Consider the following 11,731-nt stretch of genomic DNA (forward strand, 5'->3'; position numbering starts at 1 on the left):
GCCGGTGTCGGGTATTCCGCACTATATGCACGCACCTTGGATGGGTAAGCTTTTGCAATCTGGTTCGGAGGATCGTTGTGGAATCCCTGCTTGTTCTTGTCGCTTTGATCGTATTGGCCATCCCGGTGACGATCATCGTCCTTCTGGTCGGTCAATCGCGGCTGAGAAAGCGCGTGGAAGAACTGGAAAAGCGGATCGCCCGGTTGGGGGACCTGACGGAGCCTGCGGATTTGCCGAAAAAACCAGCGACTCCGGTTGCGAAAGAGGCGGCTCGGGATGCCGGGCCGGTTCAGGCCGGAGAGAAACCCAGGCCCGCCCCCTGGTCGCCTCCTCGAAGTCGGGAACCCGACGACCAGCCCTCTGAGGTGCCAGCCGGAGCAACAACACCGGATACACCGCCCCGCGCCGTGGTGTTCCGGCAGGACAGGTTCGATGCGTTGGGCAAATGGCTGCGAGAGAACTGGTTCTATGCGGTGTCCGCCCTGTCGCTGACGCTGGCGGGGATTTTCCTTGTTCAGTACGGGGTGGAAAACGGATTGCTCCCGCCGGCGGCGCGAGTGATTGCGGCCTTGGCTTTTGGCGCGGTTCTGATTGCCGCGGGCGAGGTCGTGCGTCGCCGGTTCGGGGATGACGAAGCCTCCAGCGCCGCCTATCTGCCTTCGGTCTTTTCCGGATCGGGGCTGGTTACGCTGTTCGGCGGCATTCTGGCGGCACGCCAGCTTTATGACCTGATCGGGGCCGAGGCGGCGTTGTCCGCGATGGTGATCATCGCGCTTCTGGGGCTTGTGCTGGGTTGGTTCCATGGGCCGCTGCTGGCGGCGGTGGGTTTGACCGGCGCGTTTGCCGCACCGTTTCTGGTTGGCGGATCGTCCGAAGACCCTTCGTGGCTTTACATCTATTTCTTTGTCGTGACCGTGCTGGGTTTGGGCATCGATACGGTCCGGCGCTGGGCATGGATTTCGGTTTTGACCCTCATGGGTGCCTATGCCGCCGCGTGGTTGGTGTTGCTTTCCGCGTCTTCGACCGATGCGGCATTGATGGTCTATGCCGTCCTGATCGCATTGGCGGCCATCGTGGTGCCGGCCCGGCGTCTGATCCCCGATCACCGGGGCAGCATGGTGCTGGAGATAGCGCACCGCAAAAAGGGAGATCCCTGGCCGGAATTCCCGACACGGCTGGCGTTTGCCTCGGTGGCGGTCAGCACGGCCATTGTCGCGCTGCGCTGGGGCGGATCAGAGGCCGAATTCTGGCTCGCGGTGCTGTTGTTGTCCGCCCTGTCCGCGGCCTTGATCCTGTGGGCCAACGGGGCCCGCGCCTTGCAGGATACCGTGCTGTTTCCGGCTGCCGGTCTGGTGTGGGTGGTATGGGTGCAGGGGTTTGAATTCGGCCCTGTCTATCGCCGGTTTTCCGACACCTATGCCGAAACACCCGAGGCGGATTTTCCCTGGGTCGTGACTTTTGTGGCAGCGATCGGAGCGATGATTTCGGTACTGGCCGCGTGGCGCTCATTCCGGGCTGGTCGCATGGCGGCGATCTGGGCCGGAGGGGCGGCGGTGTTCGCCCCGGCCCTGGCCATCGTGCTGGAGCTCGCATGGCGACCGGCAGGGGTATTAGGGTCCTATTACTGGGCGCTGCACGCGCTGGCCCTGGGGGCGCTGATGGTCGTGTTCGCCGAACGGTTCGCCCGCCGAGACGGAGAAGAACGGATGCGCGCGGCGCTGGCAACACTGTCGGCGCTGTCCTGTCTGGCCTTTGCCTGCATTATCGTGCTGAGTTCCGCCGCCCTGACCGTGGCCCTGACGGTGACGGTCGCCGCAGCCGCGGCGCTGGACCGGAAATTCGCCTTGCAGCCAATGAGCTGGTTCATTGCCGTGGGGGTCGTCACGCTTGGCTATCGGCTGGTTATGGACCCCGGTTTGTTCTGGGCGGAATATGCGCCTTTGGCCGAGATGCTGCTGGCCTATGGCGGAACCCTGGCGGGGCTGGTGCTGGCGCTGTATCTGCTGCGACCGCTGCCGCGCCCGGTGGCCAGGCTGATGCTGGAGAGCGCCGCCTGGTCGACAGGCGGTTTGCTACTGTCGCTTCTGCTGCTGAGATGGCTGAAGACCATCGGGGGACGGGCGGAGGAAAGCCACTGGAGCCTGGGGCTGTTGTCGGTGATCTGGCTGGGTCTTGCTTTTGCACAGGTGCATCGTCTGGAACTCGGCGGCAGGTTGGCCAAGGTGCGTGCAGGGCTGGCTGGCGTGTTTGGGCTTATGGGCGTTCTGGCGCTGGTCGCCGGCTTGACCGACGGCAACCCGTTGCTGACGTATGGTGCGATGCCGGTGCTTGGGCCGCCAGTCTTCAACTCGCTCGCCGTTGCATATTTGTTGCCGGCCCTGCTTGTTGCGTTTTCCGTGTGGCGGATCGGGTCCATGCCGCGATGGCTGAAGCAGATGTCCGGTGCCGCCACCCTGACGCTCGCGGTGGTCTGGCTGGGCATGGCGATCCGGCATTTCTGGCAAGGCGCTGATGGGATGTATCACGAGAACGGTGTAAGCCAGCCCGAACTCTATACCTATACGATCACTCTTTTGCTGATCGGTGCGGTGTTGTTCTATCAGTCGCTTGCCCGGCATTCGACCCCGATGCGCAAGGCGGGGCTTGCCGTGATCGGTTTGGCAATCGCCAAGGTGTTCCTGATCGATATCGCCGGGTTGGGCGGGCTGATCCGGGTCTTTTCGCTGCTTGCGTTGGGCCTTGCGCTGGCGGGTCTGGCGTGGCTCAACCGCTGGGCCATGCTGCGCCATTCGCCGCAGGCACCGGAACCACTGGACCAATAGGCGGCACCGTCCTATAAGCCCGGGCATGTTTGACCGGCTGGCCATCATTAATCGAATTATATCCCCGGCGCTCTGAGTTTCCGAGACGCCGGGCCAAGGTGTTTGAGACTTCGCACCGCAAGATCGCCGCTATCCGCAAAAGACAATCCGAAGGACGCCACCCATGTGCGCCGACACGATCACCGAAACGCCCGACTACAAAGACACGCTGAACCTGCCCAAGACCGACTTCCCCATGCGCGCCGGCCTGCCCAAACGCGAGCCTGCGTGGCTGGAACGGTGGGAAAAGATCGGAGTCTATGACCGCCTGCGCGAGAAACAGGGGCGCAAGCCCTTCACCCTGCATGACGGCCCCCCGTATGCAAACGGCCACCTGCATATCGGCCACGCGCTGAACAAGACCATCAAGGACATGATCGTGCGCTCCCATCAGATGATGGGCTTTGATGCACGCTATGTGCCCGGCTGGGATTGCCACGGCCTGCCGATCGAATGGAAGATCGAGGAACAGTACCGCAAGAAGGGCAAGAACAAGGACGAGGTGAACGTCGTCGATTTCCGTCAGGAATGCCGCAAGTTCGCCGAGGGCTGGATCGACATCCAGCGTGAAGAGTTCAAGCGTCTGGGTATCACCGGCAACTGGCCCGATCCTTACATCACGATGGACTATCACGCCGAGGCGGTGATCGCCGACGAGTTCATGAAGTTCCTGATGAATGGCACGCTCTATCAGGGCTCGAAACCCGTGATGTGGTCGCCCATCGAGAAAACCGCGCTGGCCGAGGCCGAAGTCGAGTATCACGACAAGGAAAGCTTCACCATCTGGGTGAAGTTCAAGGTCGTGAATGCGGGCGATCTGAATGACGCGTTTGTCGTGATTTGGACGACGACCCCTTGGACCATGCCGTCGAACAAGGCTGTCGTTTTTGGCAAGGACATCTCTTACGGCCTCTACGAAGTCACCGGCGCTCCCGACGAATGTTGGGCCAGTGTCGGTGACAAGTTCCTGCTGGCCGACAATCTGGCCGCCGACGTACTGGGCCGCGCCCGCCTGAACGACGACCAGTGGACCCGCGTGCGCGATGTGACCACCGATGAGTTGGAGGGCGTGCAACTGACCCACCCGCTGGCCGGGGCCGAAGGTGGCAATGGCGAATGGGATGACATCCGCGACTTCCGTGCCGCTGAATTTGTGACCGACACCGAAGGCACCGGCTTTGTCCACTGTGCGCCATCGCACGGGATGGAAGAATTCGAACTCTACCGCGATCTGGGGATGCTCGAGCAGGTCATCACTTACAACGTGATGGATGACGGCTCGTTCCGCGCCGATCTGCCGTTCTTTGGTGGCAAATACATCCTGTCCCGCAAGGGCGGCGAAGGCGACGCCAACAAGGCGGTCATCGACAAGCTGGTCGAGGTTGGAGGGTTGCTGGCGCGTGGCAAGATCAAGCACAGCTACCCGCATTCGTGGCGCTCGAAGGCCCCGATCATCTACCGCAACACGCCGCAGTGGTTTGCATCCGTTGACCGCAAGCTGAACGACGGCATGGGCGAGATGGGCGATACCATCCGCGAACGCGCCCTGCGGTCTATCGACGAGCTTGTGAAGTGGACGCCGCAGACCGGGCGCAACCGTCTGTATTCCATGATCGAAGCGCGCCCGGACTGGGTTCTGTCGCGCCAGCGCGCCTGGGGTGTACCACTGACCTGCTTTACCAAGAAAGGCGCTCTGCCCACCGACGCGGATTACCTGCTTCGCAACGAAGAGCTCAACGCCCGTATTAAGGCGGCGTTCGAGAAGGACGGAGCGGATATCTGGTACACCGACGGGTTCAAGGAACAGGTGCTGGATGGCATCGCCAACCCCGAGGAGTACGATCAGGTCTTTGACGTGCTGGACGTATGGTTCGACTCCGGCTCGACCCATGCCTTCGTTCTGCGGGACCGTGAGGATGGCACCGAGGACGGCATCGCCGATGTCTACATGGAGGGTACCGACCAGCATCGCGGCTGGTTCCATTCGTCCATGCTGCAGGCTTGCGGCACCAAGGGCCGTGCGCCGTACCGCAATGTGGTGACTCACGGCTTCACGCTGGATGCCAAGGGCAACAAGATGTCCAAATCGCTGGGCAACACAATCGTGCCTGAGGAAGTCGTCAAGCAATACGGCGCCGATATCCTGCGCCTTTGGGTGGCTCAGACCGACTATACCGCTGACCAGCGGATCGGGCCGGAGATCCTGAAGGGCACCGCGGACAGCTATCGCCGTTTGCGCAACACCATGCGGTTCATGCTGGGATCGCTGGCGGATTTCTCCGAAGCGGATCGGGTGGTCGACCCCGAAGACATGCCGCGACTGGAGCGCTGGGTCCTGAGCCGTCTGACCGATCTGGATGCTCAGGTGCGCAAGGGATATGCCGAGTTCGACTTCCAGGGCGTGTTCAGCGCCGTGTTCACCTTTGCCACAGTCGATCTGTCGTCCTTCTATTTCGATATCCGCAAGGACGCTTTGTATTGTGACGGAGACAGCGCGCGCCGCCGCGCCGCGCGCACGGTTCTGGACATCCTGTTCCACCGGCTGACCACCTGGCTGGCCCCGATCCTGGTTTTCACCATGGAAGAGGTCTGGCTGGAGCGGTTCCCGGGCGAGGACAGCTCGGTGCATCTGATCGACATTCCGGAAACCCCCGCCGAATGGCGAAACGAGGCGCTTGAGGCCGGTATTGCCAAGGTTCGCCGGGTGCGCCGTGCCGTGACCGCCGCTCTGGAGGTTCAGCGCCGGGAAAAGAACATCGGCTCCAGCCTCGAAGCCGCGCCGATTGTTCATGTCGAAGACGCCGAGACCCGCGACCTTCTGGCCACATTCGACGTCGATGACATGTGCATCACGTCGGGCCTGACCGTCACCGGCGACCCGTCACCGGCCGAAGCCTTCCGCGTGCCGGAAATCGAAGGTGTCGGCGTAGTGTTCGAAAAAGCTGAAGGTGCCAAATGCCAGCGCTGCTGGAAAATCCTGCCGGATGTTGGCCGCCACGCACATTCCGGCGTCTGCGGCCGTTGTGACGAAGCTCTTGGCTGACTTTCCTGAAATTTCGCCCCCTCGCCAAGCAGGTGAGGGGGTGTTTATTCGACGATAAAGAACTCTTCGGGGCTGTCGTATCCAGCAACGTCGCATTTCACAGGTGTTCCCGACTTGATTGTCGAGATGGCCATGAACTGTTTCGAGCAGATCGTGTCGGCATCGCGCCGCGAAGCTTCGCCCAGCATTCGCGAACAGAGATTGATCGTCGGTCCGATAGCGGTGAAATCCAATCGCGTCTTGCTGCCAATATTTCCATAGAAAACGTCCCCCACATGCAAAGCTGCACGAAATTCAGGGGATGGGGTGATCTGCTTATGGGTCATCGTTGCCCTGGCGTGCGCGATGGCTTGCAGGGCACCGTCCGCCGCCGCCTCCTGGGCGGTCAAATCGTCCGGTGTGGGGAATATCACGAGAGCCCCATCGCCAAGAAACTTCAGGATTTCGCCGTTGTTGCGGGTGACTGAATCGTCGATCACGGCAAAGAAATGGTTCAGGAAATGCAGGACTTTTTGCGACTCCATTCGGTTCGATAACTGGGTGTACCCCTTTATGTCGGCAAAAAGTACAACGGCCGAGATCGTCTCGCCTTCGCCGCGAACGATCTTGCCGCTCAGTACTTTCTGGCTGGTGGCCTCTCCCAGATAGGTTGCAAGGGTGATCTGCTTGTCCAGTCGCTCGGTGAAATATTCTTTCATACGTGCCAGGGACGACTGCACGCGCCGCAACGCCGTAATTTGTCCATCGTCAAAGCCACGCTCGGCCTGGGTCGCAAACTCCACGCAGCCGGACACGGTTCCGTCGAAGTTGATCATCGGGAGCACAAGAACGTCGGTATATCCGGCGCTCACAAAGTTTCGTCTGTATTCCCCGAATTTGCCGGAGGTATTCGCAGTATCCGCAAGGCGCAAACGAATTGAGCGTTTTGTCGAGATGCTTCCGTCGATCGGGGTATTTTTGAAATCAACCGTATCAAAATACTCATGCAGAAAAGTCACGCGCCGCACGCCACCCTTGCGCGTCCACCGTATCTGGATGCCGCGAATTTGAGGGTGAATGAACAGACCGCTGATGATGAGCGCATCAAGCCTGATATCCGCCTCATTCAGCCGGCGCGCGCAGTCTTCGACAACCGCCTCGATGTTTTTTGGTGGTTGTGCTCCGGCAATCAGCCAGTTGCACACGGAATGAGTTTTGGCCTCGTTCACCATGACATCTGCCCCGCACATTCTGGGGTATGATCATGCTCGGAATGCGGGATTGAAGCAATTGGCGACAGTTTCAGCCTGGTGAGTGACGGCCCCCAGCCCATCACATATCGGTTGCAGCGGTGCGCGCCTTCTGCCAGCTTCGCTTTATGCCAAAAATCTGTGTCGATACCAAGTTCGGCCGCCTTTCCATCGAAGAGCAAAATGGTGCCATCGTGCGCCTGCAATGGGGAGGAGAGGTTGAATTTCCTCAATCCCCTCTGCTGAAAGAGGCGGCAGCGCAGCTCAGCGCCTATGATGCGGGGCGGTTGCTCAACTTCGATTTGCCGCTCCGGGTGAACGGTTCGGAGCTCCAGCAACAGGTTTGCGATGCGATGTTCGCGATCCCTCTCGGTGAGACACGGACCTATGGCGATATCGCCAGAGAACTGAACTACCCCGCGCAAGCCGTCGGACAAGCCTGTGGTGCCAATCCGATCCCGATTATCATCCCCTGTCATCGCGTTCTGGCGGCAAATGGATTGGGCGGTTTTTCGGGCGCGGGCGGGATCGAAACCAAGGTTGCGCTGTTGCGGCATGAGGGCGCGGCGGGTTTGCTGATCTGAAATGCGCAAAAGCTGTTGCATTCAGGCGGTTCGCAGCACACTTTTATTTGACGACCGGAATTTAAGGACTCATTCAATGACTGCCGAGCAAGATCGCGCTGCAAAAAAGAAAGCCATTATTGATCAACTCATGTCGCTGGAAGCCGAAGAACTTGCTACGGCCAAAGCGCATCACGAAGCGTTCATGAAAGAGTCCCAGCTGGATGATCGGGAAGGGCACGACAAGGACGATATCGCCGCATCGCGCGGCAACGCCGATCTGGCAGCGGCGTTTGATGCCCCGGTTCATGCGCATCACGCCAAGATCGACGTTTTGGAGAACACCGATTTCGGATTGACCGATACCGTTGCACCGGGTGCTGTCGTGAAATTCGACAACCGAAACTTCGTGGTCTCGGTTTCTACGACCCGTTTCGAGGTGGACGGCGAAACCTATATGGGAATTTCAACCCAAAGCCCGATCTATCTGGCGATGGCCGGTCTTCAGGCGGGCGAAGTCTTTACCCATAACAGTCAGGAATTCGAGGTCGAAGACGTCCTCTGACATCGTCCAGGCCCGGTCAAAGGCGTGCTAAGGCGCGCCTTTTTCGCGAAGGGGTGCCATGTTCCGCTGTGGGATGATCTGTTGGGCGATACCCGCGCTCACCAGATACAGGCTGGTCAGAACAAGCCCCCAATGCGCCCAGCTTTGCGGGTCAAAATTCACCCATGCGGCCCATCCGGCGAAAAAGGTCCAGGCAAAGGCCATCGGCAGAGACAGCCGGCGCCAGCGGGCGGTTCGGACCGGGTGAATGAACTTCAGCGGCAGGAACATTGCGACGGCCAGCAAAGTCACGAGGGCAAGGCTGACATAGAAATTCGGCTGAAGCGCGAAAATCACGATGACCACCATATTCCAGCAACCGGGGAAGCCGGAAAAGGAGTTGTCCTTTGTTTTCATGCGTGTATCTGCAAAATACATCGCGCTGGCAAAGGTGATCACGATAATTGCGAACCAGCCGGTCCAGCCATCCATCAACCCCGATTTGAACAATGCGAAAGCCGGGATGAAGACATAGGTCAGATAGTCGATGATCAGGTCCAGCAGGACACCGTCGAATTCGGGTGAGTACTTCTTGACGTGATAGTGGCGCGCCAGAGGGCCATCAATACCATCCACGATGAACGACACCACCAGCCACAGATACATCAGGCTCCATTTTTCTTCCACGGCGGCGAGCATGGCCAGCATGGCAAACACGGCGCCCGTTGCTGTGAACAGATGGACGGAAAGAGCTTTGAGCCTCGGTGTCATTGCCCCGTCATGACCGAAAAGGGCGAAGACTGCAAACGGTTGCTGGTGATTGGCATGGAATATTTTTCGGTTCAGGTCTCAGGCTTTCGGATGCGCGCGGTTGTACACTTCCATCAGCCGGGCAGTGTCGACCGCCGTGTAGGCTTGCGTCGTGGACAAGGATGCATGGCCCAGCAATTCCTGGATCGCCCGCAAATCGCCTCCTGCGGCCAGAAGATGCGTCGCGAAACTGTGCCGCAGCGCGTGCGGCGTGGCCGTCGCAGGCAAACCAAGCTGCATTCTGGCCCTTGCCATCACCTCCTGGATTGCGCGGGCGTTCAATGCGCCGCCGCGCACGCCCCGAAACAAGGGGGCAGCGGGCGTCTTGGGGTGCGGGCAAAGACCCACATATGTGTCGACCGCGCTACGCGCGGCCGGAATCACCGGCACCTCCCGCTCTTTTCCGCCCTTGCCCACGATTCGCACTGATTCCTTTAAAGGCGCATCCTTGCCCGTGAGGGACAGGGCCTCGGATATCCGCAGGCCGCAGCCATAAAGCAAAGTGACCACCGCCACGTCCCGTGCGGCAACCCAGTTCTTGCCCGACTGAAGCTCGACTGTGTCGATCATCGCGCGAGCGGCGTCCTCGGCGAGCGGTCGGGGGAGTTTCCTGGTGAATTTTGGTGCCCGCGTAGAAAGCACTGCAGTGGGTTCGAACCCTTCGCGCTCGGACAGCCAGCGATAGAATGTCTTGACCGCCGACAGTTTGCGCGCAAGCGACCGTGCGCCGATGCCATCGCCGCGCTGATGCGCCATCCAGGCACGCATGTCCGAGACCGTGATTTTGGCGATGGATGCCAGCCCTTCCGGCTGCCCATGGTGCAGCGTCATGAACGACAGGAAATCGGTCACATCGCCGCGATAGGCCGTCAGGGTGTTTTCAGAATGCCCGGCCAGGGCTTTTTGGCCTTCCAGCCAATGCTGAAGCGCATCGCGGCAGGCTGGAGAAATCAGGCTCACGACAGCCAGTGGCGCATCGAACGTTCGAACACGCCGGCAAAGAAGGACAGAAGATCGGTGCCAAGCTGCGGAGTAAAATGACGCGGGTCGGTGGAGGCCATCACGATCATCCCCGGAAGGTGCCCAGTTCCCAGATCAAGCCTCAGACAGGCTTCGGATCTCAACCGCATCGTCTGGTCGCCAAAGACCTGCTCCGCCAAAGGTGTGATCGGGCGCAGCGTTACTGGCCGGGTAACCCGCCGCGTGACGCCGCTGAGATAGTTTTCGACAAAGCCCGGTTCGACCACCTTCAGAGCGTTGCCAAGCCGCGAGAGGACAGGATCGCTTCCATCCAGAGTGGATTCAAGAACCAGCGTGACGAGATCCACCCGCAGGATCTCGGCAATGTCACCGCCGAGCGTTCCCAGAAACTCCTCGAAATCCGACGGCTCCAGCAAACGCAGAATGGCCCGGTGAACGAGATTGGTTCCGGCGAGGTTCTCGTAAGCTGCGGCGATGACGGAGCGGTGCGTATCTTCCAGCCGGTCGAGACGCGCCTCAAGTCTTTCCATGGCGATGGAGCGCAGGTCTATGATATTCTCACCCATTGCGCGCTCGTTGGCGGCAACCAGAGCTTGCATCAGATCCTTGTCGTCCAGAACGACATCAGGCTTTGCAAGAATTGCCGCGCGCAGATTATCTTCGAGTTTGGCTTTGCTGCTCATTTTTTTTCCGTGTTCTCGTATTGACGCGGTTTATAGCACGGGCTTTCGGCTTTGCTTAGGAAAAATCACGGCAAAACCGTGAAAACCGACACCCTCTATGGTTGTCGTGCAACCACAGCGTACTCCCGCCCGCCAGAACCTGATCAAAGATCAGGACCAGGCAGTTGGGTCTGGCGCAGCACCTGAAGGCGCTGCGCGGTTGCCTGATGAAATTGAGGAGTAGGATTGGCGAAGCCGCAGCGCGCAGCGCGCGCTGCCAAGCCCAAGGTGCGGTGTCGTCCGGCGCAGCCGGGGTAAGCCGGGGCGCGGGAGTGCCGCGATTCTATCTTCGGTGCGGTGCTACAGGATCTTCTGGCCGGTTTTGGCCCAGTCCGCCAGAAAGGTCTCAAGACCCTTGTCGGTCAGTGGGTGATCGGCGAGTTTCTTGATCACGGCGGGCGGTGCGGTGATCACGTCGGCGCCGATCCGGGCACTTTCGGCGACATGGTTCACGGAACGAATCGACGCGGCGAGGATCTCGGTCTCGAAGCCGTAGTTGTCGTAGACCTGACGGATATCGGCAATCAGTTCCATGCCGTCGAGGTTGATGTCGTCTAGACGACCGACGAACGGCGAGATGAAAGTCGCGCCCGCCTTTGCGGCGAGAATCGCCTGATTGACCGAGAAGCACAGAGTGACGTTGACCATCTGGCCTTCGTCAGTCAGCGTCTTGCAGGTTTTCAGCCCGTCCCAGGTCAGCGGTACCTTGACGGCGATGTTCGGGGCGATTTTGGCCAGCTTGCGGCCCTCGGCGATCATGTCTTCCGCTTGAGTTGCAACGACTTCCGCCGAAACCGGGCCGTCAACAAGGTCGCAGATCTCTTTGGTCACTTCCAGAATGTCGCGTCCTGATTTCAGGATCAGCGACGGGTTGGTGGTCACGCCGTCCACCATGCCCAGATCGTTCAGTTCCGTGATGGCGTCGATCTCGGCGGTATCTACAAAGAATTTCATGGGGCAGTCCTTTGATGGGTTGGC

9 protein-coding genes are annotated in these 11,731 nt (G+C 60.0%); 4 read left to right on the top strand and 5 right to left on the bottom strand.

The genetic code is table 11. The annotated features are described in order from the left end of the window. The first annotated feature begins 77 nt into the window (after window positions 1–77). The gene (locus ACR0AO_RS00280) at window positions 78–2,822 is read left to right on the top strand and encodes a DUF2339 domain-containing protein (protein ID WP_480598492.1); all 2,745 of its coding nucleotides are present in this window, start codon (window positions 78–80) and stop codon (window positions 2,820–2,822) included. Window positions 2,823–2,985: 163 nt separating this feature from the next. Then, on the top strand, window positions 2,986–5,904 hold the full coding sequence (gene ileS / locus ACR0AO_RS00285) for an isoleucine--tRNA ligase (protein WP_480598495.1): 2,919 nt from the start codon (window positions 2,986–2,988) through the stop codon (window positions 5,902–5,904). A 44-nt stretch (window positions 5,905–5,948) separates the two neighbouring features. On the opposite strand, the gene ACR0AO_RS00290 is transcribed toward ileS, so the two are convergent. After that, window positions 5,949–7,115, bottom strand: coding sequence for an adenylate/guanylate cyclase domain-containing protein (locus tag ACR0AO_RS00290; RefSeq protein ID WP_480598497.1), 1,167 nt, complete (start codon window positions 7,113–7,115; stop codon window positions 5,949–5,951). 146 nt (window positions 7,116–7,261) lie between these two features. Between ACR0AO_RS00290 and ACR0AO_RS00295 the strand changes: the two genes are divergently transcribed. Further along, window positions 7,262–7,717 (top strand): methylated-DNA--[protein]-cysteine S-methyltransferase, encoded by a 456-nt coding sequence (locus ACR0AO_RS00295; RefSeq protein WP_480598499.1) that lies wholly within the window; start codon window positions 7,262–7,264, stop codon window positions 7,715–7,717. Window positions 7,718–7,793: 76 nt separating this feature from the next. Next, window positions 7,794–8,261 carry a hypothetical protein gene (locus tag ACR0AO_RS00300; RefSeq protein ID WP_480598501.1) on the top strand — a complete coding sequence of 156 codons (468 nt, stop codon included), beginning with the start codon at window positions 7,794–7,796 and terminating at the stop codon, window positions 8,259–8,261. 27 nt (window positions 8,262–8,288) lie between these two features. Here ACR0AO_RS00300 and ACR0AO_RS00305 read toward each other — a convergent pair whose 3' ends face one another. From ACR0AO_RS00305 to fsa, 4 genes are all read right to left on the bottom strand, one after another. After that, window positions 8,289–9,011 (bottom strand): CDP-alcohol phosphatidyltransferase family protein, encoded by a 723-nt coding sequence (locus ACR0AO_RS00305; RefSeq protein WP_480598503.1) that lies wholly within the window; start codon window positions 9,009–9,011, stop codon window positions 8,289–8,291. A 78-nt stretch (window positions 9,012–9,089) separates the two neighbouring features. Next, window positions 9,090–10,010, bottom strand: a complete 921-nt coding sequence (locus tag ACR0AO_RS00310) for a tyrosine recombinase XerC (RefSeq protein ID WP_480598505.1) — start codon at window positions 10,008–10,010, stop codon at window positions 9,090–9,092. Next, complete coding sequence (locus ACR0AO_RS00315) at window positions 10,007–10,714, bottom strand: DUF484 family protein (protein ID WP_480598507.1); 708 nt, start codon at window positions 10,712–10,714, stop codon at window positions 10,007–10,009. The genes ACR0AO_RS00310 and ACR0AO_RS00315 overlap by 4 nt, the downstream gene beginning before the upstream one ends. 339 nt (window positions 10,715–11,053) lie before the next feature. Next, window positions 11,054–11,707 carry a fructose-6-phosphate aldolase gene (gene fsa / locus ACR0AO_RS00320; RefSeq protein ID WP_480598509.1) on the bottom strand — a complete coding sequence of 218 codons (654 nt, stop codon included), beginning with the start codon at window positions 11,705–11,707 and terminating at the stop codon, window positions 11,054–11,056. Window positions 11,708–11,731: the final 24 nt, after the last annotated feature.

This window comes from Ruegeria sp. AF8, assembly GCF_056541825.1.